Source organism: Azospirillum tabaci (assembly GCF_014596085.1).
GTDB lineage: Bacteria > Pseudomonadota > Alphaproteobacteria > Azospirillales > Azospirillaceae > Azospirillum > Azospirillum tabaci.
The window spans coordinates 61,470-83,306 of the sequence record NZ_JACCJY010000029.1 but is presented as its reverse complement, the minus strand read 5'-3'; the positions used below and the strand labels follow the sequence as shown (position 1 = coordinate 83,306).

Annotated in this window: 25 protein-coding genes; 16 read left to right on the top strand and 9 right to left on the bottom strand. The window is 69.6% G+C overall.

Translation table 11 applies throughout. From position 1 onward, the window contains the following. Positions 1-542 (bottom strand): phosphopyruvate hydratase family protein (locus H0B54_RS23065; RefSeq protein ID WP_484463096.1); only part of this gene is annotated, 542 nt, incomplete at its 3' end. Positions 543-849: 307 nt separating this feature from the next. On the opposite strand from H0B54_RS23065, the gene pqqA reads away from it, so the two are divergent. Genes pqqA through pqqE form a run of 5 tightly spaced genes read left to right on the top strand, consistent with a single transcriptional unit; the run spans position 850 to position 4,092 of the window. Further along, positions 850-930, top strand: a complete 81-nt coding sequence (pqqA, locus tag H0B54_RS30550) for a pyrroloquinoline quinone precursor peptide PqqA (protein ID WP_014240199.1) — start codon at positions 850-852, stop codon at positions 928-930. Positions 931-984: 54 nt separating this feature from the next. Next, positions 985-1,914 carry a pyrroloquinoline quinone biosynthesis protein PqqB gene (pqqB, locus tag H0B54_RS23055; RefSeq protein WP_188262251.1) on the top strand — a complete coding sequence of 310 codons (930 nt, stop codon included), beginning with the start codon at positions 985-987 and terminating at the stop codon, positions 1,912-1,914. After that, entirely contained in the window at positions 1,911-2,687 is a 777-nt protein-coding gene (gene pqqC / locus H0B54_RS23050) for a pyrroloquinoline-quinone synthase PqqC (RefSeq protein ID WP_188262250.1), read from the top strand. Before pqqB ends, pqqC begins: the two co-directional genes overlap by 4 nt. Further along, on the top strand, positions 2,684-2,986 hold the full coding sequence (locus H0B54_RS23045) for a PqqD family peptide modification chaperone (RefSeq protein ID WP_188262249.1): 303 nt from the start codon (positions 2,684-2,686) through the stop codon (positions 2,984-2,986). Before pqqC ends, H0B54_RS23045 begins: the two co-directional genes overlap by 4 nt. Further along, complete coding sequence (gene pqqE / locus H0B54_RS23040) at positions 2,983-4,092, top strand: pyrroloquinoline quinone biosynthesis protein PqqE (protein ID WP_188262248.1); 1,110 nt, start codon at positions 2,983-2,985, stop codon at positions 4,090-4,092. Before H0B54_RS23045 ends, pqqE begins: the two co-directional genes overlap by 4 nt. A gap of 199 nt (positions 4,093-4,291) precedes the next feature. Here the strand turns inward: pqqE and H0B54_RS23035 are convergent, their stop codons facing one another. The 6 genes from H0B54_RS23035 to tpiA all read right to left on the bottom strand — a co-directional run bounded on the left by H0B54_RS23035 (position 4,292) and on the right by tpiA (position 9,627). After that, the gene (locus tag H0B54_RS23035) at positions 4,292-4,726 is read right to left on the bottom strand and encodes a ComEA family DNA-binding protein (protein ID WP_188262247.1); all 435 of its coding nucleotides are present in this window, start codon (positions 4,724-4,726) and stop codon (positions 4,292-4,294) included. Between the two features lie 106 nt (positions 4,727-4,832). Further along, positions 4,833-5,660, bottom strand: coding sequence for a 3-deoxy-8-phosphooctulonate synthase (gene kdsA / locus H0B54_RS23030; RefSeq protein WP_188262246.1), 828 nt, complete (start codon positions 5,658-5,660; stop codon positions 4,833-4,835). 103 nt (positions 5,661-5,763) lie between these two features. Then, a complete protein-coding gene (locus tag H0B54_RS23025) occupies positions 5,764-6,462 on the bottom strand; it encodes a dienelactone hydrolase family protein (RefSeq protein ID WP_188262245.1) in 699 nt (232 codons plus the stop codon). A 159-nt stretch (positions 6,463-6,621) separates the two neighbouring features. Then, on the bottom strand, positions 6,622-8,250 hold the full coding sequence (pyrG, locus tag H0B54_RS23020) for a CTP synthase (RefSeq protein ID WP_094305972.1): 1,629 nt from the start codon (positions 8,248-8,250) through the stop codon (positions 6,622-6,624). 160 nt (positions 8,251-8,410) lie between these two features. Beyond that, positions 8,411-8,743: a preprotein translocase subunit SecG gene (gene secG / locus H0B54_RS23015; protein WP_094305973.1), complete on the bottom strand. Its 333-nt coding sequence runs from the start codon at positions 8,741-8,743 to the stop codon at positions 8,411-8,413. Positions 8,744-8,871: 128 nt separating this feature from the next. Next, the gene (gene tpiA / locus H0B54_RS23010) at positions 8,872-9,627 is read right to left on the bottom strand and encodes a triose-phosphate isomerase (RefSeq protein WP_109138483.1); all 756 of its coding nucleotides are present in this window, start codon (positions 9,625-9,627) and stop codon (positions 8,872-8,874) included. Positions 9,628-9,843: 216 nt separating this feature from the next. Here tpiA and H0B54_RS23005 point away from each other — a divergent pair, with 216 nt between their 5' ends. Genes H0B54_RS23005 through H0B54_RS22995 form a run of 3 tightly spaced genes read left to right on the top strand, consistent with a single transcriptional unit; the run spans position 9,844 to position 14,077 of the window. After that, positions 9,844-11,730, top strand: a complete 1,887-nt coding sequence (locus H0B54_RS23005) for a SurA N-terminal domain-containing protein (protein WP_188262244.1) — start codon at positions 9,844-9,846, stop codon at positions 11,728-11,730. Positions 11,731-11,754: 24 nt separating this feature from the next. After that, a complete protein-coding gene (gene trpE, locus H0B54_RS23000; protein WP_188262243.1) occupies positions 11,755-13,266 on the top strand; it encodes an anthranilate synthase component I in 1,512 nt (503 codons plus the stop codon). Between the two features lie 7 nt (positions 13,267-13,273). Next, the gene (locus tag H0B54_RS22995; RefSeq protein WP_188262242.1) at positions 13,274-14,077 is read left to right on the top strand and encodes a hypothetical protein; all 804 of its coding nucleotides are present in this window, start codon (positions 13,274-13,276) and stop codon (positions 14,075-14,077) included. Between the two features lie 25 nt (positions 14,078-14,102). On the opposite strand, the gene H0B54_RS22990 is transcribed toward H0B54_RS22995, so the two are convergent. Together H0B54_RS22990 and H0B54_RS22985 are read right to left on the bottom strand one after the other, a co-directional pair. Then, positions 14,103-14,306, bottom strand: coding sequence for a heavy-metal-associated domain-containing protein (locus H0B54_RS22990; RefSeq protein ID WP_188262241.1), 204 nt, complete (start codon positions 14,304-14,306; stop codon positions 14,103-14,105). 27 nt (positions 14,307-14,333) lie between these two features. Further along, positions 14,334-15,548, bottom strand: coding sequence for a divergent polysaccharide deacetylase family protein (locus H0B54_RS22985; RefSeq protein ID WP_246472698.1), 1,215 nt, complete (start codon positions 15,546-15,548; stop codon positions 14,334-14,336). Between the two features lie 119 nt (positions 15,549-15,667). On the opposite strand from H0B54_RS22985, the gene H0B54_RS22980 reads away from it, so the two are divergent. The 8 genes from H0B54_RS22980 to lexA all read left to right on the top strand — a co-directional run bounded on the left by H0B54_RS22980 (position 15,668) and on the right by lexA (position 21,829). Next, positions 15,668-16,132: an STY0301 family protein gene (locus H0B54_RS22980; RefSeq protein WP_188262240.1), complete on the top strand. Its 465-nt coding sequence runs from the start codon at positions 15,668-15,670 to the stop codon at positions 16,130-16,132. A gap of 154 nt (positions 16,133-16,286) precedes the next feature. Continuing rightward, the gene (locus tag H0B54_RS22975; RefSeq protein WP_188262239.1) at positions 16,287-16,877 is read left to right on the top strand and encodes an anthranilate synthase component II; all 591 of its coding nucleotides are present in this window, start codon (positions 16,287-16,289) and stop codon (positions 16,875-16,877) included. Next, positions 16,874-17,947 carry an anthranilate phosphoribosyltransferase gene (gene trpD, locus H0B54_RS22970; RefSeq protein WP_188262238.1) on the top strand — a complete coding sequence of 358 codons (1,074 nt, stop codon included), beginning with the start codon at positions 16,874-16,876 and terminating at the stop codon, positions 17,945-17,947. Before H0B54_RS22975 ends, trpD begins: the two co-directional genes overlap by 4 nt. Beyond that, complete coding sequence (gene trpC, locus H0B54_RS22965; protein WP_188262237.1) at positions 17,944-18,732, top strand: indole-3-glycerol phosphate synthase TrpC; 789 nt, start codon at positions 17,944-17,946, stop codon at positions 18,730-18,732. The genes trpD and trpC overlap by 4 nt, the downstream gene beginning before the upstream one ends. A 36-nt stretch (positions 18,733-18,768) precedes the next feature. Next, a complete protein-coding gene (locus H0B54_RS22960; protein ID WP_188262236.1) occupies positions 18,769-19,230 on the top strand; it encodes a GNAT family N-acetyltransferase in 462 nt (153 codons plus the stop codon). Next, complete coding sequence (gene moaC / locus H0B54_RS22955) at positions 19,227-19,721, top strand: cyclic pyranopterin monophosphate synthase MoaC (protein WP_188262235.1); 495 nt, start codon at positions 19,227-19,229, stop codon at positions 19,719-19,721. The genes H0B54_RS22960 and moaC overlap by 4 nt, the downstream gene beginning before the upstream one ends. Then, positions 19,721-20,938 (top strand): molybdopterin molybdotransferase MoeA, encoded by a 1,218-nt coding sequence (locus H0B54_RS22950; protein ID WP_188262234.1) that lies wholly within the window; start codon positions 19,721-19,723, stop codon positions 20,936-20,938. Before moaC ends, H0B54_RS22950 begins: the two co-directional genes overlap by 1 nt. Before the next feature lie 192 nt (positions 20,939-21,130). Next, positions 21,131-21,829, top strand: coding sequence for a transcriptional repressor LexA (gene lexA / locus H0B54_RS22945; protein ID WP_188262233.1), 699 nt, complete (start codon positions 21,131-21,133; stop codon positions 21,827-21,829). The last annotated feature ends 8 nt before the right edge of the window (positions 21,830-21,837 follow it).

The following is a 21,837-nucleotide window of genomic DNA, read 5'->3' as shown; positions in this document are numbered from 1 at the left end:
ATGCGGATCGCCTCGGCGCCGTTCTCGGCGCCGACCGGCATGACCATGAACTCCTGGATGTCGATCGGGTTATCGGCGTGGGCGCCGCCGTTGATGATGTTCATCATCGGCACCGGCAGCAGGTTGGCAAACGCGCCGCCGACGTAACGGAACAGCGGCAGCGCGGCTTCTTCCGCGGACGCCTTGGCGACGGCGAGCGAGACGCCGAGGATGGCGTTGGCGCCGAGGCGGCCCTTGTTGGGGGTGCCGTCCAGCTCGATCATGGCGAGGTCGAGGGCGCGCTGGTTGGAGCCGTCGAGGCCGGCGATGGCGTCGAAGATCTCGCCGTTGACCGACTCCACGGCCTTCAGCACGCCCTTGCCGCCGTAGCGGGCCTTGTCGCCGTCGCGCAGCTCCACCGCCTCGTGCGCGCCGGTCGAGGCGCCCGACGGGACGGCGGCGCGGCCGAAGGCGCCGGATTCGAGCAGGACGTCCACCTCGACGGTCGGGTTCCCGCGGCTGTCGAGGATCTCGCGGGCGTGGATTTCGGTAATGGCGCTCATGTTTGTCCTTCCTCCGCGTTGCGCGCGTCCACCGGATGATCTTTCCAGGCGAAAAAGAAGCGCGCGGGCTTGATAGCCTTGCGTGCGGGGGGATGCAAGGCCGCTGGGATGCAAACGCTCACGGAAGAACGCCCAGTCGGCGAAGCACCCTATCCGGTTGTGCAGCGCACCTGCTTCCAAAGTCGCATAGACCATCTTGTCCCGCACTCGTAGCGTTCTAACGTTCGCTAGCGGGGCCGCCCGCGGCGGGCGGCAACACCCCCCTGGGAGTCATCCCAAGGCCAATCCAAGCGCGGAGGACCCAACCATGAAGACTTGGCGCAAGCCCCAGATCGTCGAAATCGCCGTCGGCACCGAAATCAACGCCTACGCCTGCGCCCGCCTCTGAGCGCCGGCCAGTTTCCATGCGTGACGACCGCCGCCTGAACCGGAAGGGCATCCCATGCTGACGATCCTCGTCCTTGGCTCCGCCGCGGGCGGCGGTTTTCCGCAATGGAACTGCAACTGCGCGGGCTGCCGCCGCGCCCGCTCCGGCGACCCGGCGGCCCGCCCGCGCACCCAGTCGTCGCTCGCCGTCAGCGGCGGCGACGGGCGATGGCTGCTGCTGAACGCCTCGCCGGACATCGGCCAGCAGATCCTCGCCAACCCGGCGCTGCACCCGCAGACCGGCCTTCGCCACAGCCCCATCGCCGCGGCGGTGCTGACCAACGCCGACATCGACCATGTGGCGGGCCTGCTGACCCTGCGCGAATCCCAGCCTCTGGCCGTCTACGCCACCGACCGGGTGCACCGTGTGCTGGAGGGGAACGCGGTCTTCCGCGTGGTCAACCCGGAGCTTGCGCCGCGCCGCGCCATGGCGCTGGACCGTCCCTGGGTTCCCGCCGACGCCGCCGGCACCCCCTTCCCCTTCGAGATCGAAGCCTTTGCCGTTCCCGGCAAGGTCGCGCTCTATCTGGAGGATCCGTCCGCCGCCGGCTTCGGGTCGGTGGCGGAGGACACGGTGGCGCTGCGCGTCCGCGACCGCAACGGCGACGGGGAGTTCTTCTACATCCCCGGCTGCGCGGCCATGCCGGGCTGGCTGGCCGACCGGCTGCGCGGAGCGCCGCTGGTGCTGTTCGACGGCACCACCTGGACCGACGACGAGATGATCCGCGCCGGCACCGGCAGCAAGACCGGCCAGCGCATGGGCCACATGGCGATGTCCGGCCCGAACGGCTCCATCGCCGCCTTCGAGGACCTGGGCGTGCGGCGGAAGGTCTTCGTCCACATCAACAACACCAACCCGGCTCTGCTGGACGACTCGCCCGAACGGGCCGCCGCCACCGCCGAAGGTTGGGAGATCGCCCACGACGGGATGGAGTTCACCCTATGACGTCAGCGCTGTCGCGCGAGGACCTGGAACGCGAGCTGCGCGCCATCGGCGAGCGCCAGTACCACGACCTCCACCCCTTCCACAAACTGCTGCATGGCGGGAAGCTGAAGCGCGGGCAGGTCCAGGCCTGGGCGCTGAATCGCTTCTACTATCAGGTCTGCATCCCCAAAAAGGATCTGGCCCTGATGGCGCGGATGGACGACCCGGCGCTGCGCCGCATCTGGATTCAGCGCGTGCTCGATCATGACGGCTTCGGCGGAAGCGGCCAGCGCGAGGAAGGCAAGGTCGGCGGGATCGAGCGCTGGCTGCGCCTGACCGACGGGCTGGGGCTGGACCGCGATTACGTCACCTCGCTGAAGGGCATCCTGCCGGCGACCCGCTACGCCGTGGATTCCTACGTCAACTTCGTGTCGAGCAAGTCGACGCTGGAGGCCGTCGCCTCGTCTCTGACCGAGCTGTTCGCCCCGGCCATTCACCGCGAGCGCATCGCCGGGTTCGAGGCCTATTACGCATTCGCCAACGACGCCACCCTGTCCTACTTCCGCAAGCGTCTGGACGAGGCGCCGCGCGACGTCGAATTCGGGCTCCAGTATGTGTTGGACAACGCCCGCACCCCGGAGCAGCAGCAGCAGGTGATCGGCGCGCTGCGCCACAAGGCGGAGCTTCTCTGGGCGCAGCTGGACGCGCTGCACCACGCCTATGTGTCGCCCGGCCTGATCCCGCCCGGCGCCTTCGTGCCGGACGATATGGAACCGACGGTCTACACGCGATGACGGACGGCGTGCGCGAGGAGGACCGGGTTCGGCTGGCCCCAGGCGTCATGCTCCGCCAGGACCGGGTGCGCGGCCACTGGCAGCTTCTGGGGCCGGAGCGCGTGCTGATCCTGGACGAGGTGGCGCTGGAGGTGGTGCGCGCCGTCATTACACAGCCTCCGGGGGCCCAACCTCCGGTGACGGTGGGCGCGGCCATCGCGGCGCTGGCCGCGCAATTCGACGCCCCGCGGGAGGAGATCGCCGCGGATGTGTTGGAAGTGTTGGGCGACATGATCACGAAGGGGTTCCTGACCCGATGACCTTCTGTGGCGCCACGACCGGACTCGAACCGCCGCTGGCCCTGCTGGCGGAACTGACGCACCGCTGCCCGCTGCGCTGCGCCTACTGTTCCAACCCGCTGGCGCTCGACCCGGCCAGCCGGGAGCTGGACACCGCCGCCTGGTGCCGCGTCCTCGACGAGGCGGCGGACCTCGGCATCCTCCAGGTGCATTTCTCCGGCGGCGAACCGACGGCGCGCAAGGACCTGGAGGCGCTGATCGCCCATGCCACCGAAGTCGGGCTGTACGCCAACCTCATCACCTCGGCGGTGCTGCTCGACCGGACGCGGCTGGAGCGGCTGCGCGACGCCGGGCTCCAGCATGTGCAGATCGGATTCCAGGACACGCAGCCCGCCAAGGCCGAACTGATCAGCGGCTTCCCCGGCGGCCAGCCGAAGAAGCTGGAGGTGGCGCGCGCGGTCACCGACGTCGGCATGGCGCTGACCGTCAACGCCATCGTGCAGCGCCACAACATCGACCGGGTGGATGATTTCATCGACATGGCGCTGGAGCTGAAGGCCGGCCGGATCGAGATCGCCAACGTCCAGTATTACGGCTGGGCGCTGAAGAACCGGGCCGCCCTGATGCCGACCCGCGAGCAGTTGGTCCGCATGGACGAGCGGGTGCGTTCCCGCCTGCCGGAGCTGAAGGGCCGGCTGGTCGTCGATTACGTGGTGCCCGACTATTACGCCAAGCGCCCCAAGGCCTGCATGGGCGGCTGGGGCCGCAAGTTCCTGAACGTCACCCCCAGTGGCTCGGTCCTGCCCTGCCACGCCGCCGAAACGATCCCCGGCATGAGTTTCGACCGGGTAACGGAGCGCCCGCTGGCCGACATCTGGGCCAACTCCGCCGCCTTCCAGCGCTACCGCGGGACCGACTGGATGCCGCAGCCCTGCCGGAGCTGCGACCAGAAGGAGATCGACTGGGGCGGCTGCCGCTGCCAAGCGCTGGCGCTGACCGGGAGCGCCGACAACACCGACCCGGTGTGCGACCTGTCGGAGCACCATGTGCTGCTCGCCGACATAGCCGCAGAGGACGGCGGCACGGCCGAGGCGCCGATCACCTACCGGAGCTTCAGCCTCCTGTGACCCTGCCGTAGCCCCCCCCCCCGGGGGGAGGGGGGGCCCCGAAGGGCCCCTCGCGCTGGCGGAAGGCCCGCCCTGACGGCGGCAGGCGGATGCCTATGGCATCCGCTGAGAGCCGGTGGGGGGGTGCGCTTGTGCCGAACGTACCGACACGCACATCCCTCTCACCCTAGCCCTCTCCCCAGGGGGAGAGGGAATTGGCTCATTTCTTCGGGACGGTTGCCGCCGACGCGCTGGTTTTCGAACCGCCGACCGCGGCGATCCGGCCCTTGATGTCGTCGTAGACGTTCTGCGGCACGATCTTCTTGCTGACCAGCTCGTCCTTGGAACGGTAGGGGCGGTTCTTCACGATGGCCTCGGACCGCGCCTCGCCGATTCCCGGCAAGGTCTGAAGCTCATCCTTACCTGCGGTGTTGAGGTCGATGACCTTGGCCTTCGCCGTCGAAGACCCGCTGCCCATCGGTGGGGCCGTGGTGGAGCCGCTGGTTCCCGGCGGCATGGCCGGCTTGGCCTGCGGCATCGGCGCGGTCGAAGGCGTGGACGAAGACGGCGCGGTCGATTGCGCGAAAGCGGGAACGGCGATCATCGCGCCGACACTGGCGAAAGCGGCGATGGCGCACAGGCGGATCGGCTTCATGGCGTTGCTCCATGGCTTTGTCCGCGGGCGCTCCACCATAAGCGCGGCGCCCGCGGTGCCTGGGCAACGCCGGGACCGGCAAGCCGTTCCCGAACCTGTCCTTTCGTCAGCTCTTCGCGAGACGGTCGAAGGCCTGGAGGCGCGCCAGCAGGGCCGGCATTTCCTTCAGCGGAACCATGTTCGGGCCGTCGCTGGGGGCGCAGTCCGGATTCTCATGGGTCTCCATGAAGACGGCGGCGACGCCCACGGCGATGGCCGCGCGGGCCAGCACCGGAACGAACTCGCGCTGGCCGCCGGAGGTGGTGCCCTGCCCGCCCGGCTGCTGCACGGAATGGGTGGCGTCGAAGACCACCGGGAAGCCGGTCTCCGCCATGATCGGCAGGGACCGCATGTCCGACACCAGCGTGTTGTAGCCGAAGCTGGCGCCGCGCTCGCACAGCAGCACCTTGTCGTTGCCCGACGCCACCAGCTTCGCCGCGACGTTCTTCATGTCCCAGGGGGCGAGGAACTGGCCCTTCTTGACGTTGACCGCCCGGCCCGTCTTGGCCGCGGCGATCAGCAGATCGGTCTGGCGGCACAGGAAGGCTGGGATCTGGAGGACGTCCATCACCTCGGCCACCGCGGCGCACTGGTCGGCCTCATGCACGTCGGTGATCACCGGGCAGCCGAACCGCTCCTTGATCTCCGCGAAGATCGGCAACGCCTTGTCCATGCCGAGGCCGCGCGCCGTGCTGATGGAGGTGCGGTTGGCCTTGTCGAAGGAGGACTTGTAGATCAGCCCGATGCCCAGCGCGCCGGTCATCTCCACCAGAGCCGCCGCCGTCTCCAGCGCGTGGTCGCGGCTTTCCATCTGGCACGGGCCGGCGATCAGGGTGAAGGGCCGGTCGTTGGCGATGGTCAGGTTGCCGATCTGGACGGTCTTGGCGGTGGTCATCCCGTGCTCTCCAAAAAGCAATGCGAGGGGACGCATGCCGAAGGCCCCCTCGCGCTGCCCATTCCTTCCCAGATATTGGCGATCCCGGTCAACCGGAATGGCGTCAACCCAGATGCTGCTTGAAGAAGGCTGCCGTGCGTCCGTTGGCAAGCTCGGCCGCCTTGGCGTCGAAATGGGCGCCGCCCTCGCGGGCGAAGGCGTGGTCCATGCCGGGATAGACATGGGCGGTCACGTTCGGGTTGCCCTTCACCGCGGCCAGGATCTTCTCCCGCGCCTCCGCCGGGACGAACTGATCCTTCTCCGCGATGTGCATCAGCAGCGGCTTGGAGATGTTCGCCGCCTCGCCGACCAGACCGTCGAGGCCGACGCCGTAGTAGCTGACGTTGGCGTCGGAATCGGAGCGCGCCGCCATCATGAAGGCGAGCCGTCCGCCCAGGCAGTAGCCCACCGACCCTGCCTTGCCGGTGCAATCCGGGTTCTGACGCAGCCACGCCAGAGTGGCCTTGAGGTCCTCCACCGCCTTGCCCTGGTCCAGACCGTTCATCAGCGCGAAGGCGCGGTTCCACTCCTCCTGCGTCTTGTCGGTCAGTTGAATTCCCGGCTCCTGCCGCCAGAACAGGTCCGGGCAGACGGCGAGCCAGCCCTGGGCGGCGAAGCCGTCGCACAGGTCGCGCATGACCTGATTGACCCCGAAGATCTCTTGGATGACGACGAGTCCCGGCGCCGGCCCGCCGCCCGCCGGCTTGGCCACATAGGCGGAAAAGCTGCCGCCGTCGCCGGCGGGAATGCTGATGTCGGTCATGGTGTCTCCAGCCTCTTGGTTTTTCGGGGCCTCTTGGTTGTTCCCCGGCCCGTAACGCAAAAGCGGCGGCCGTTGGCTCGGCCGCCGCTTTCACTATACCCACCGGAAACCCGGAACCGGAACGCGCGGGGGAGGATGCGCCTCCCCCGTTTGGTCACATCACACCAGCCGGCTCTGCTCGATCGCCGCCTTGATGAAGGAGGTGAAGAGCGGGTGCGGGTCGAAGGGCTTGGACTTCAGCTCCGGGTGGAACTGCACGCCGATGAACCAGGGATGGTCCGGGATCTCGACGATCTCGGGGAGCTCGCCGTCCGGCGACAGGCCGGAGAACAGCAGTCCGACCTTCTCCAGACGCTCCTTGTAATAGACGTTCACCTCGTAGCGGTGGCGGTGCCGCTCGGTGATGTCGGTGGCGCCGTAGACCTCCGCGACCTTGCTGCCGGGGACCAGCTTCGCCGGATAGGTGCCCAACCGCATGGTGCCGCCGAGATCGGTGCCCTCCGTGCGCTTCTCCAGGCTGTTGCCGCGCATCCACTCGGTCATCAGGCCGACCACTGGGTTGCCGGGCTTGCCCAGCTCGGTCGAGCCGGCGTCGACGATCCCCGCCATGTTGCGCGCCGATTCGATCACCGCCATCTGCATGCCGAAGCAGATGCCGAAATACGGCACCTTGCGCTCGCGGGCGAACTGGGCGGCGCGGATCTTGCCCTCCGTGCCGCGCGAGCCGAAGCCGCCCGGCACCAGGATGCCGTGGACGTTCTCCAGCCGCTGCACCGCGCTGTCGTCCTCGAAGATCTCCGAGTCGATCCAGTCGAGCTTGACCTTCACGTTGTTGGCGATGCCACCGTGGGTCAGCGCCTCGGCCAGAGACTTGTAGCTGTCGAGCAGGCTGGTGTACTTGCCGACGACGGCGATGGTCACCTCGCCCTGCGGCTTGCGCACGCGCTCGACGATGCTGGTCCAGCGCGACAGGTCCGGCTTGCCCTCGGTCGGCAGGCCGAAATAGGCCAGCACCTGGGTGTCGAAGCCTTCCTCGTGGTAGCTGACCGGCACCTGATAGATCGAATCGACGTCCAGGGCGGCGATCACGCGCTCCGGACGGATGTTGCAGAACAGCGCGATCTTGCGGCGCTCGTTGTCCGGGATCGGGCGATCGGCGCGGCAGAGCAGGATGTTGGCCTGGATGCCCATGCCCAGCAGCTCCTTCACGGAATGCTGGGTCGGCTTGGTCTTCAGCTCGCCCGCCGTCGGGATGTAGGGCAGCAGGGTCAGGTGGATGAACAGGGCGTTCTCCGGACCGACTTCGTTGCCGAACTGGCGGATGGCCTCCAGGAAGGGGGTCGACTCGATGTCGCCCACCGTGCCACCGATCTCGCAGAGGATGAAGTCCTCGTCGGTCGTGTCGGCGCGGATGAAGTCCTTGATCTGGTCGGTGACGTGCGGAATCACCTGCACGGTGGCGCCCAGATAGTCGCCCCGGCGCTCCTTGGCGATCACCGTCGAATAGATACGGCCCGTGGTGATGTTGTCGCCACGGCGCGCGGCCACGCCGGTGAAGCGCTCGTAATGGCCGAGGTCGAGGTCGGTCTCAGCACCGTCGTCGGTCACATAGACCTCGCCGTGCTGGTACGGGCTCATCGTGCCGGGGTCCACGTTCAGGTACGGGTCCAGCTTGCGAAGCCGCACCTTGTAGCCGCGCGCCTGGAGAAGCGCCCCAAGCGCCGCCGACGCCAGACCTTTGCCCAGCGAGGAAACGACGCCACCGGTGATGAAGATGTAGCGAGTCATGTCCGTCCGAAGACCTTCAGAGCCTGATCCGTTCCCCGAATTCGGACCGTCCCCCGGGCGCTGCCCAGATCGACGATCCTCAAAAGAAAGAGGCGGCTTCGGGGGAGGCCGCCTCGCGTCGGACCCGGCCGGAGCCGCGTCGCGTTTTGCCGGGCCGCGTTTACTGGGCGACCGGCGGAGCGGGCTGCGCCGGCGTCGCCGGCTGGGCGGGGGCCGCCGGGGCGACGGGCTGGGCCGGCATCGTGTCGATGATCGAGGTCGGCGCCTTGTGCGCGCCCGCCAGGATCGCCAGGACCAGGCTGGTCGCCATGAAGCAGCCCGCCAGGATGCCGGTGGTCCGCGTCAGCAGATTGGCGGTGCCGCGGGTGGACATCATGCCCCCCATGTTGCCGCCGCCGATGCCGAGACCGCCGCCTTCCGACCGCTGAATCAGGATGACCCCGACGAGCGCCAGGGCGATCAGCAGGTGAATGACCAGAAGCACCGATTCCATGCAACCCGTTCCCTTGATCCCTTCCCGGAGCGATCCGCAGGGACCGCCCAAACCAACAGCGCGCCACGGACCTTGGCAAGGGCCCGTGGCGCGCGCCCACTGTTTTTAACGCGGTCCTGCGCGATATGCTAGCGGCAACTGGTGGCGATCGCCCAGAAATCGTCCGCCTTCAGCGCGGCCCCGCCGACCAGCGCGCCGTCCACGTTCTCCACCGCCATCAGTTCCGCCGCGTTGCCCGGCTTCACCGAGCCGCCGTAAAGGACGCGCACCGCGTCGGGATCGGCGGTCTTGCCGGCCAGCTCCGCCCGGATGTGGGCGTGCATCGCCTTGACGTCGTCGGGCGTGGCGGTCTTGCCGGTGCCGATGGCCCAGACCGGCTCGTAGGCGATGACGGTGTTCGCCGCCGTGGCACCCTCCGGGATCGAGCCCTTGAGCTGGCTGGCGACGACGCTGTTCGCCTGCCCGGCGTCGCGCTGGGCCTCCGTCTCGCCGACGCAGATGATGGCGATCAGGCCCGCCTTGTGGGCGGCGGCGGCCTTGGCGGCGACCTGCGCGTCGGATTCGGCGTGGTCGGCGCGGCGCTCCGAATGGCCGAGGATGACGTAGCGGCAACCGGCGTCGGTCAGCATGGCCGGGCTGACGTCGCCGGTGTGTGCGCCGGAGGTCTTGGCGTGGCAGTCCTGTGCGCCGAGCGCCAGCGGGCTGCCGGAAATGGCGTCGCCCACCGGGAACAGCAGCGGGAAGGGCGGGCACACCAGCATGTCGAAGGCGACCGTCCCGGCCCCCGTCAGGCGTCCGGCGAGATCCGAGGCCAGATCCAGCCCGTCGGCCTTCAGCCCGTTCATCTTCCAGTTCCCGGCAATCAGTTTGCGGCGTGCGGCCATGGCGTTTTCGTCCTCCGGCTCTCGTTTGTTGGTGCGGGTGTTCGTTTTCAAAGTGCGCCCCCTGTCTAGCAAGGAGCGCCGGGCATTTCCACCCGCCCAACGGGTTCTTTCCGATGGGGAATCGCGGGGGAAATGGGGTGTTGCCGGGCTTTCGCGGGGTGCCTATGATGCCGCCCCGGCCGCAGGGCCGCCCTTTGCGCACTCACTTCGGGTCCCATGCTTCAGTTCATCCGCACTTACGCCGGTTCGTGGGTCGTCAAGATCCTGTTCGTGCTCCTCATCGTCAGCTTCGCTGCCTGGGGCATCGGCGACATGATCCGCACAGGCGGGATCTCCAGCACCGTCGCGTCCGTCGGCAAGGTGGACATCGACCGGGCGGAGCTGGACCAGGAGTTCCGCCGCCAGATGGAGCGGCTGCGCCCGATGGTGGGCGGCAACCTGACGACGGAGCAGGCGCGCCAGTTTGGCCTGCTCGACCAGTCGCTGTCGGCGCTGGTGCAGCGCGCGCTCTACGATCAGGCGGCGCGCGACGCCGGGATCTCGGTCGGCCCGGACGTGGTGCGCCAGCGCATCGCCGAGGAGCCGGCCTTCCGCAACGCGCAGAACCAGTTCGACCCGAACCAGTTCCGCAGCGTGCTGCGCAACAACCAGCTCACCGAGGACGGCTACGTCGCCCTGCTGCGCCGCGAGACCGCGCGCGAGCTGGTGGCCGGAGCGGTCGGCGCCGGGGTGACCCCGCCGAAGCCGCTGGTCCAGGACCTCTACCGCTTCCGCGGGGAGCGCCGCGTGGCCGAGGTGGTCACCCTGCCCAACGCCGCCATCGGCGACGTCGGCGTGCCCGACGAGGCGGAGCTGACCCGCTATTACGAGGACCATCAGGTCCGTTTCACCGCGCCGGAATACCGCGCGCTGAGCATCGCGCAGCTCTCCGCCGACGAGATCGCCAAGGACATCCAGATTCCCGACGCCGAGCTGCGCGCCGCCTACGACGAGCGCGCCGACGAACTCGGCACACCGGAGCGCCGCACGGTGGAGATGGTGCTGGCCGACGACGAGGCGAAGGCCAAGCAGATCGCCGAGGCCGCCAAGACCAAGGGACTGACCGCCGCCGCCAAGGACGCCGGGACCGACGTCATCACGCTCGACAACGTCACCCGCAACGAGCTGCCGGAGATCGGCGACGCCGCCTTCGCGCTGGCCCAGGGCGCGGTCAGCGACGCGGTGCGCAGCGGGTTGGGCTGGCACGTCCTGACGGTCACCGCCGTCCAGCCGGGCGCCACCAAGAGCTTCGAGGAGGCCCGCGACCAGCTCTTGGGCGAGCTTCGCAAGGAGAAGGCGATGGATTCGCTCTACTCCATCGCCAACCGGGTCGAGGACCAGCTCGCCAGCGGCGCCCCGCTGGAGGAGGTCGCCCAGGCCCAAGGGCTGGTCATCGCCAAGATCGCCGCGGTGGACAGCAGCGCCAAGGCGCCGGACGGCCAGGACGCCGCTCCGGGCCGCGCGAACTTCGCCGCCATGGTGCAGACCGCCTTCCAGCTCGCCTCCGGCGCCACCTCGAACCTGACCGAAGCCCCCAACAACGTCTTCTACGCCGTGCGCGTCGACGGCGTGACCCCCGCCGCCCCCAAGCCGCTGGCCGAGGTGCGCGATCAGGCCGTCGCCGGCTGGCAGGACGACAAGCGCGCCAAGCTGGCCGCTGAGAAGGCCCAGGACATCGCCGCCAAGCTGAAGCAGGGCTCGGAAGCCGCGGCGCAGGACGTCGCCAGCCAGTCCGGCGCCAGCTTCGCCATGACCACGCCCTTCACTCGCGACGCCCGCTCGGTCGAGGGGCTGTCGGGTGAGCTGGTGCGCAAGCTGTTCGAGGTGAAGCCCGGCGAGACGGTGACCGGCGCCACCGCCGACAGCCAGATCGTCGCCCGCCTGAAGGAGATCATCCCGGCGGACCCGGCGGCCAGCGACGCCATGCTGGCGACCGTGGAGAGCACCGTCGCCCAGGGGCTGGAAAGCGACATCATGGCCCAGTTCGGCAACGCGCTGCGCAACAGCTACCCGGTCGAGGTTCACAGCAACCGCATCGACCAGTTCTTTGCCAGCGGCAACTAACCACACTCAATCGAGGCCAGTCCCGTGAAGGTTCAGCCGGAATTCGCCGCCTTCCACACCGCTTATGAGGCCGGCAAGCCGCAGGTGGTGTGGACCACACTGGTCAGCGATCTGGAGACCCCCGTCTCCGCCTACATGAAGCTGGCCGACGGGCGGCCCTTCGGCTTCCTCTTCGAATCGGCGGAGCGCGGGGCGGGATCGAGGCGCGACCGCTACTCGGTGATCGGCTTCAAGCCCGATCTGGTGTGGCGCTGCCGCCGCGACCGGGCGGAGGTGAACCGCAACGCCCTGCACGACCGCGACGCCTACGAGCCCATCGACGCCGCCCCGCTGGAGTCGCTGCGCGCCCTCATCAACGCGAGCCGCATCGACCTGCCGGACGCCCTGCCGCCAATGGCCGCCGGCCTGTTCGGCTACCTGACCTACGACATGGTCCGGCTGATGGAGCGGCTACCGGACGACAACCCGGACGAGCTGGGCATTCCCGACGCCATCCTCTCGCGGCCGAGCATCGTCGCCATCTTCGACAGCCACACCGATTCGGTGACGCTGGTCACCCCCGTCTGGCCGAAGCCGGGAATCGACGGAACCGCCGCCTACGGCGACGCCCGCGAGCGGCTGATGGACGCGGTGGCCGACCTGGAGCGCCCCCTGCCCTACCGGCGGGAGCCGCGGACCAAGGACGGGCTGCCGCTCGCCTGGACCTCCAACACGACGCGCGAGGAGTATCACGCGATCGTGGAGCGGGCGAAGGAGTACATCCGGGCCGGCGACATCTTCCAGGTCGTGCCGTCCCAGCGCATCCGATTCCCCTTCAAGCCGTCGCCGCTGGCGCTGTACCGCACGCTGCGCCGCCTGAACCCGTCGCCCTTCCTGTTCCACTGCGACTTCGGCGAGCTGTCGGTCGTCGGCTCCAGCCCGGAGATCCTGGTGCGCGTGCGCGACGGCAAGGTGACCGTCCGCCCCATCGCCGGCACCCGCAAGCGCGGCACCACGGCGGCGGAGGATCAGGCGCTGGCCGAGGATCTGCTGAGCGATCCGAAGGAGCTGGCCGAGCATCTGATGCTGCTCGACCTCGGGCGCAACGACGTGGGCCGCGTCGCGCGGACCGGCACCGTCAAGGTGACGCAGAAGATGATCGTGGAGCTGTACAGCCACGTCATGCACATCGTCTCCAACGTCGAGGGCGACCTCGACCCGAAGCACGACGCGCTGGACGCGCTGATCGCCGGCTTCCCGGCCGGCACCGTGTCGGGTGCGCCGAAGGTCCGCGCCATGCAGATCATCGACGAGCTGGAGAAGGCCCGCCGTGGCGTCTACGCCGGCTGCGTCGGCTATTTCGGCGCGTCGGGCGCCATGGACACCTGCATCGCGCTGCGCACCGCCGTTCTGAAGGACGGCATGATGTACGTGCAGGCCGGCGGCGGCGTGGTCGCCGACAGCGATCCGGAGGCCGAGTATCAGGAGACCGTCAACAAGTCGATGGCCCTGATCCGCGCCGCGGAGGAAACCGTCCGCGAGACCTCCGCCCGGTAGGGACCGAATGCCCCTCGATGCGCTGCTGCTGCCGCTGATCGTCAAGATCGCGGCGGCGGCCCTGGTCGTCGTCGCCGCCTCGCTGGCGGCGGAGAAGGCCGGTCCCTTCTATGGCGGCATGATCACTGCCCTGCCCGTCTCGACCGGCCCGGCCTTCGTGATGCTCGCGATGGAGCATGGCGACCACTTCGTCGCGGACGCCGCCCTGTCGGGAATGGTGGGGAACGCGACGATCGTCCTCTATCTGGCGCTTCTGGTGCGGATCGCGCCGCGCTGGAGCATGCCGGCAACGGTCGTCACCAGCTCCATCTTCTGGATCGCCGTGGCGTCCACCCTGCGCTCCGCCGTCGCCTGGACGCTGCCGCTGGCCCTGCTGCTGACTCTGGTCTGCTACGGGATCGCCGCCTGGGCGGTGTCGGCGCCGATCCCGCAGGACAAGACCGTCCGGGTGGCGCGGTCGCGCTGGTACGACATCCCGGCCCGCGCCGGTCTCGTCGGCCTGCTGGTCGCCACGGTGACGACGCTCAGCCACAGCATCGGGCCGGCGGCCACAGGCATCGCCGCCGTCTTCCCCATCGCCCTGACCAGCCTGACGGTGATCCTGCACGGCCGCATGGGCGGCGGCGTGGTCGCCGCGGCGATGCGCAGCGCGCTGCTGACCAACCCCGGCCTCGCTTTGGCGCTGACCACCGCCCATCTGCTGGCCGAGCCCGCCGGACGGTTCGTGGCGCTCGGCGTCGCGCTGGCGGTATCGCTGTCCTGGGCCGGCGGCCTGCTGGTGTGGCGGCTGCGCCGTCCTCAGGCGGCCTAAGTCTTTCTCAAGCCTGAAGCCCGTCTCAGGCTCGACCGCCGAAGTCGAAGCCGGCGCCTTCCACGGCCTTCTTCACCGTCTCGGGGGTAACGCCGCCCTCCACGGCCACGGTGCCGGCGTCGAGGTCCACCGTCACGGCGGCGCCCGGCGCCAGCTTGCCGATGGCGTTGGTGACGGAGCGGGCGCAACCGCCGCAGGTCATGCCGCCGACCTTGTAGGTGTCAGCCATGGAACTCTCCTCAAGCGGGACCGGCGGTCACCCGCCGGTGTGATGGGCGCGCACGACGGCGCTGACCGGAACCAGGACGAAGCCGCGTTTCTGCACCTCCGGCATCCAGGAGGCCAGTGCGTCGATTGTCGCATCGTGCGGGTGGCCGATGGCGATGGCGTAGCCCTGGCTGCGCGCCACCTGCTCCGTCTTGGCGAGTTGGCTGCGCACCGCCGGCACGGTCATCTCGTTGTCGAGGAAGATGTCGCGCCCGGCGAAGGGCATCTGAAGCTCCCGTGCAATGGTCAGGCCGGCGCTCTTCGCGGTGGTCCGGCTGTCCAGCCACAACAGGCCGCGCCGCGCGATCTCCCCCAGCACGGGCGCCATCGCCGCGTGATCGGCGGTGAAGCGGCTGCCCATGTGGTTGTTCACCCCGACGTAGCCGTCGAAGCTGTCCAGCGCCGCCTTGGTCCGGCGCAGGATCTCCCCCTTGTCCAGCGACACGCGCAACGCCTGCGGCCCCGGATCGGCGGAGCCGCTGGGCTCCATGGGAAGATGCAGCATCAACTCATGCCCGGCGGCGCGGGCGGCGCGGGCCTGGACCGGCAGTTCGTGGGCATAGGGCAGCCAGGCGAGCGTCAGCGGCGCCGGCAGCGACACCGTGCGATTCGAGCGCTTGCGGTCCACGCCCATGTCGTCGATGACGATGGCGATGGCCGGCTTGCCCGGCGGGGCGCGGAAGGGCAGCGCGTTCTTCTTCCACAGCGGTGATCCAGGCGCCGCCTTGGGCGGCTCCGCCGGAGCCACGGGAGGCGGCAGCATCGCCACCACCGGCTTCGGCGTCAGGGCCGGCGGAGGGGGCGGTGCGGGAACCGCAACGGCGGCCGGGGCCTCGGTCACCTGGGGAGACGGCGGCGCGGGCGTGGGTTCAGGCTCGCGTTGGGCCGGCGGCTCCGGCGAAGGCGGTGTCTCCGCGACCTTGGGCGGGGGCGGCTTGACCGGGGCGATGGCGGATGGAACGGCCGGGGCGATGACCGGCGCCTCCCGCTCCACGACGGCCATGTCCGTCTCCGGCGCGTCGCGCCCGATGAGGAAGCGCGCGCCGAACGCCACCACGAAGACCGCGATCACCCCGGCCAGCGCCAGCAGGATCGGGGAGACGGCGCGCCCCGGCGTCGCCCGTCCGGATGCGGCGGCCGGCGTTTTCGGCGATGGCTTCCGTGCCGCCGCCTTCTGGGGCTTGCGCGGCGATTGTCTGGCCATGGAAAGGAATCTCGAACCCTGGTTTCCGGTTTGTGCGCAAGGTGGCACCCTCGCCCCGTCGCTGCAACAGCGGAGCGGGGTGGAGGCGACCGCCGGCTGGGACTATGCTGTGACCCACCATGGTCCGTACCCTCGCCGCACTGCCGATCCTCGCCGCCGTCACCGCCGGCCCCACCCTCGCCAACGAGGTCCGCTGCCCGGCCAGTCTGACCGTGCAGGCCCAGCCGGAGGCGCCCGGAGGCTGGTCGCCCTACCCGGCGAAGGACCAGCACGCCTTCGCGGGCGTCGCTCTGGTGGAGGGCGACCGCGCGGCGCAGATGACGTCTCCCACCCCGCCCCCCGCCCCGGCGGCGCTGGAACCGGACCGCAGCCTCCGGCGGGGCCGCTCGGAAACCCGGCAATGGGACTTCCCCGCCGCGCGGCGCACCAACGTCTTCCTGATCTGCCGCTACAGCGGGACGCAGGCCACGCTGGCCATCGACCTGCCGCGCACGGTGCGGCGCTGCCAGATCACCGAGGAGACCGACGCGCGGGGCATCGTTCTGGACAAGCCCGCGGCCGCACCACAGTTCCTCTGCCGCTGAGTCTCCGCCGTTTCCAGGTTCGGACGGGCTGGAAATCCATTGCTTCAGCCGCTAGGGTACCCGCCTTGGAACAAGGCCGGAACGGTATTCCGGGACGATCGGGCCGAGACCGACGGACCGGAAACGATAGGCCGGAAGGATGCCGGGGCGCCCCATGCTGCTGCTCATCGATAATTACGACAGCTTCACCTACAACCTCGTCCATTACCTGGGCGAACTGGGCGCCGAACTCGACGTCCGCCGCAACGACAGCCTGACGGTGGAGGAGGCCATGGCGCTCCGCCCCGAAGGGATCGTGCTGTCGCCCGGCCCCTGCGACCCGGACAAGGCGGGCATCTGCCTGCCGCTGATCGACGCCGCCGCCAAGGTCGGCGTTCCGCTGATGGGCGTGTGCCTGGGCCATCAGGCGATCGGACAGGCCTTTGGCGGCACGGTGCTGCGCGCGCCGGTGCCGATGCACGGCAAGGTCGACCGCATGTTCCACCAGGGGCGCGGCGTCCTGAAGGACCTGCCCTCGCCCTTCCGGGCCACCCGCTACCATTCGCTGATCGTCGAGCGCGCCACCCTGCCCGCCTGTCTGGAAGTGACCGGCGAGACGGAGGACGGGCTGATCATGGCGCTGTCCCACCGCGAGCTGCCGATCCACGGCGTGCAGTTCCACCCGGAAAGCATCGAGAGCGAGCACGGGCACAAGATCCTGGAGAATTTCCTGAACACGACCCGCCGGCTGGAGACCGCCGCATGAGCACGCCGTCCGCGCCGCACGGCGACCTGACCGACATGAAGGCCATCCTCGCCAAGGTCGCCGCCGGCAACGCCCTGAGCGAGCCGGAGGCCTCGCTGGCCTTCGACATCATCATGTCGGGCAACGCCACCCCGTCGCAGATGGGCGGATTCCTGATGGCGCTGCGCGTGCGCGGCGAGACGGTGGACGAGATCACCGGGGCCGCCCGCGTCATGCGCGCCAAGGCGATCCCGGTGGAGGCTCCCGACGGCACCATCGACACCTGCGGAACCGGCGGCGACGGCTCGGGCACCTACAACATCTCGACCGCCGCCGCGGTCGTCATCGCCGCCTGCGGCGTGCCGGTGGCCAAGCACGGCAACCGCGCCATGTCCTCCAAGTCGGGCGCCGCCGACGTGCTGGGTGCCCTGGGCGTCAACCTCGACTGCGACATGGGTCTGGTGCGCAAGGCCCTGTGGGACGCCCGCATCGGCTTCCTGATGGCGCCGCGCCACCACCTCGCCATGCGCAACGTCGGCCCGACCCGCGTGGAGCTGGGCACCCGCACCATCTTCAACCTGCTGGGTCCGCTGTCCAACCCGGCCAGCGCCAAGCGCCAGCTTCTCGGCGTCTACGCCAGGCAGTGGGTGGAGCCGCTGGCCCATGTGCTGCAACGCCTCGGGTCGGAGGCCGCCTGGATCGTCCATGGCTCCGACGGGCTGGACGAGATCACCACGACCGGCCCGACCACCGTCGCCCAACTCAAGGACGGCGAGGTCACGGTCTTCGAGATCGAGCCGGAGCAGGCGGGCATCTTCCGCGCCCGGCCGGAGCATCTGAAGGGCGGCGACGCCCATGTGAACGCGGAGGCCATCCGCGCGCTGTTCGACGGCGCCCAGGGCGCCTACCGCGACATTGTGCTGCTGAACGCCGCCGCCGCGCTGCATGTGGCGGGCAAGGCGGGCGACCTGAAGGAGGGCGTCGAGCAGGCCCGTCACGCCATCGACAGCGGCGCCGCCCGCGCCGTGCTCCAGCACCTCGTATCCATCACCAACTCGTCTGCCACCAACGAACCGGTTGCCGCGCCATGAGCGACGTCCTGACCCGCATCTGCGACGACAAGCGCGCGCTGGTCCAAGCCCGCAAGTCCGCCCGCCCGCTGTCCGTGGTGGAAGAGGACGCCCGCGCCGCCGACCCGGCGCGCGGCTTCATCCGCGCCCTGCGCCGCACGGTGGACGGGGGCCGCTACGGCCTGATCGCCGAGATCAAGAAGGCCAGCCCGTCGAAGGGCCTGATCCGTCCGGACTTCGACCCGCCGTCGCTGGCCCGCGCCTACCGCGAGGGCGGCGCCACCTGCCTGTCGGTGCTGACGGACGAACCCTACTTCCAGGGCTGCGACGACTATCTGCTGGCCGCCCGCGCCGCGGTGGACCTGCCGGTGCTGCGCAAGGACTTCATGGTCGATCCCTACCAGATCGCCGAATCACGCGCGCTGGGCGCCGACTGCATCTTGATCATCATGGCGGCGCTGAGCGATGCCCAGGCCGCGGAGATCGAGGACGCCGCCATAGCGTGGGGCCTGGACGTGCTGGTCGAGGTGCACAACCGCGAGGAGCTGGACCGCGCGCTGGCGCTCAAGACCCCGCTGCTGGGCGTCAACAACCGGAACCTGAAGACGCTGGCGGTGGACATCGCCACGACCGAGGAGCTGGCCGCCCATGTCCCTGACGACCGGATGCTGGTTGCCGAAAGCGGTCTCTACAGCCCGGCGGACCTGTCCCGCATGGCGGCTGTGGGCGCGCGCTGCTTCCTGGTCGGTGAATCGCTGATGCGGCAGGAGGATGTGGCCGCGGCCACCCGCGCCCTGCTCGCCTGACACCAAATAAAAAAAGCAATGGGGAGGAGCGACGCCGTGCCGAACGTGACCATTGCCCGTGAAAGCCCGCTCCAGGACGAGGTGATTCAGCTCATCGAGGAGTTGGACCGTTATCTGGGCGACTTGTACCCAGCCGAGAGCAACCACCTGCTCGACCTGCAATCGCTGGCGAAGCCGGACATCCGCTTCCTGGTCGCCCGGCGGTCGGGAACCGTGGTCGGCTGCGGCGCCGTGCGCATCGACACCGAGGGCGGCTACGGCGAGGTCAAACGGATGTTTGTCCAGCCGAACGCGCGCGGTGGCCAGATCGGGCGCCGCCTGCTGGAGCGCATTGAGGACGAGGCCCGTACCGCTGGCCTGTCTCTGCTGCGGCTGGAAACCGGCGTCTATCAGGACGAGGCCATCACGCTCTACCGCAAGCAGGGCTTTGCCGACCGCGGCCCCTTCGGCCCCTACGGACCGGACCCGCTGAGCCTGTTCATGGAGAAACCCCTATGACCGACCAACCCGCAAGCGGCTTCACCCATTTCGACGCCGAAGGCCGCGCGGTGATGGTGGACGTGTCCGACAAGGCCGACACGGAACGCACGGCGACCGCCCGCGGCTCCGTCCTGATGCAGCCGGAAACGCTGGCGCTCATCCTGCAGGGCGGCGTCAAGAAGGGCGACGTGCTGTCGGTGGCCCGCCTCGCCGGCATCATGGGGGCCAAGCGCACGCCGGACCTTATCCCGCTGTGCCACCCGCTGATGCTGTCCTCGGTCAAGGTGGACCTGACCTGCGACCCCGAGCGCAACGCCGTGGACATCACCGCCACCTGCAAGCTGAAGGGCCAGACCGGTGTGGAGATGGAGGCGCTGACCGCCGTGTCGGTCGCGGCGCTGACCGTCTACGACATGTGCAAGGCGGTGGACCGCGGCATGACCATCACCGAGGTCAAACTGCTGCACAAGGCCGGCGGCAAGAGCGGCGACTGGGGGAGCGCGGTCTGATGCTGCAGGTCGGTGAAGCCCGCGCCCGCATCCTCGCCGCCTTCACCGCTCTGCCGGCGGAGACGGTGCCGCTGCCCGACGCGCTGGGGCACGTCCTGGCGGAGCCCGCCGTCGCCCGGCTGACCCAGCCGCCCTTCGCGGCCGCCGCCATGGACGGCTGGGCCGTCCGCGCCGCCGACATCGTCCAGGCGTCGGAGGTTGCGCCCATCACCCTGCGCCGGATCGGCGAGTCGGCGGCCGGCCACGCCTTCGCCGGATCGGTCGGAGCGGGTGAGGCCGTGCGCATCTTCACCGGCGCCCCCCTGCCCGCCGGGGCCGACGCCGTGGTGATGCAGGAGGATTGCGAGGACGCCGGGGACCGCGTGCGCGTCGGGCGCGCCGTGCCCACGGGCCGCTTCATCCGCCCCGCCGGTCTGGACTTCACCGCGGGAGAGGATCTGCTTCCCAAGGGACGGTTGCTCACCGCCCGCGACGTCGCCCTGGCCGCAGCGGCCAACCTGCCCTGGCTGCGCGTCCACCGCCGCCCGCGGGTCGCCGTGCTCGCCACCGGGGACGAGATCGCCCTGCCCGGCGATCCGCTGGGGCCCAGCCAGATCGTCAGTTCCAACGCGCTCGGCCTTTGCGCGCTGATCGCCAGCCAGGGCGGCGTCGCCCATAATCTCGGCGTCGCCAAGGACGATCCGGAGCATCTCGCCGCCATGGCCGCCGGAGCGGCCGGCTGCGACCTGCTGGTGACCACGGGCGGGGCCTCGCAAGGCGAGCACGACCATGTGCGCGACGTGCTGGGCGGGCTGTCGCTGGACTTCTACCGCGTCGCCATGAAGCCCGGTAAGCCGTTGATTTTCGGGACGGCGAACGGCGTGCCGCTGCTCGGACTGCCCGGCAATCCGGTGTCCACCGGGGTGGCCGCCGTGCTGTTCCTGGTGCCTGTACTTCGCCGTCTCCAGGGGCTGCCCGCCGAGAACACCACGCTCACGGTCCGGCTCGGCGCGCCGCTGAAGGCCAACGACGACCGCACGGATTTTTTGCGCGCCACGCTGTCTCCCGGACCAGACGGGGAGCCGGTCGCCACCCCCTTCCCGCGCCAGGACAGCGCGATGATGTCCCGGCTGGCCCAGGCCGACGCCCTGATCGTCCGCGAGCCGCAGGACCCTGCCGCCATTGCGGGCGACCGCGTGACGGTGATCCCGCTGAGCGGCGGTGTGCTGTCGCTTTAATCCCTTCCGCACCACCGATCCCTTTGGCGATCCCTTTGGCGATCCCTTTGGCGATCCCTTTGGGAGTCCTGTCCGTCGATTTGCGAATGATTTCATCCGTAGGGCTTGACGGGGGTTAAGAACCAAACTAGAACATAAGGGAACGTTTTGCTTTTGTTCCATATCTAGTGCGGAACCGGTCGGGAGGCACAAATGCTCACGCGCAAGCAGCATGAATTGCTGCTTTTCATCAACGAGCGGCTTGGGCAGGGCGGTGTGTCCCCTTCCTTCGACGAAATGAAGGACGCTCTCAACCTGAAGTCCAAGTCGGGCATCCACCGCCTCATCACGGGGCTGGAAGAGCGCGGCTTCATCCGCCGCCTGCCCCACCGCGCCCGCGCGCTGGAGGTGCTGCGCCTGCCGGAGGGGCTGGAAACCGCCCGCGCCCGGCCGCCGCGCGCCAAGTTCCAGCCCAACGTCATCAAGGGCGACTTCAACTTCGCGGGGCGGGAGGCGAACCCGGCGTCGGAATCGGTCCAGCTTCCGCTCTACGGCCGGATCGCCGCGGGCACGCCCATCGAGGCGCTGCGCGACGGTTCCGCCTTCGTGGACATTCCCGCCGCCATGCTCGGCATGGGTGACCATTACGCGCTTGAGGTCGCCGGCGATTCCATGGTGGAGGCCGGCATCCTCGACCACGACACGGTGGTCATCCAGCGCTGCGACAGTGCGGAGAACGGCTCCATCGTCGTCGCCCTGGTCGACGACGCCGAGGTCACGCTGAAGCGCCTGCGCCGCAAGGGCAACACCGTCGCGCTCGAACCGGCCAACGCCGCCTACGAGACCCGCATCTTCGGCGCCGACCGCGTTCGGGTGCAGGGCCGCCTCGTCGGTCTGGTGCGGAAGTACTGACGGTAGGA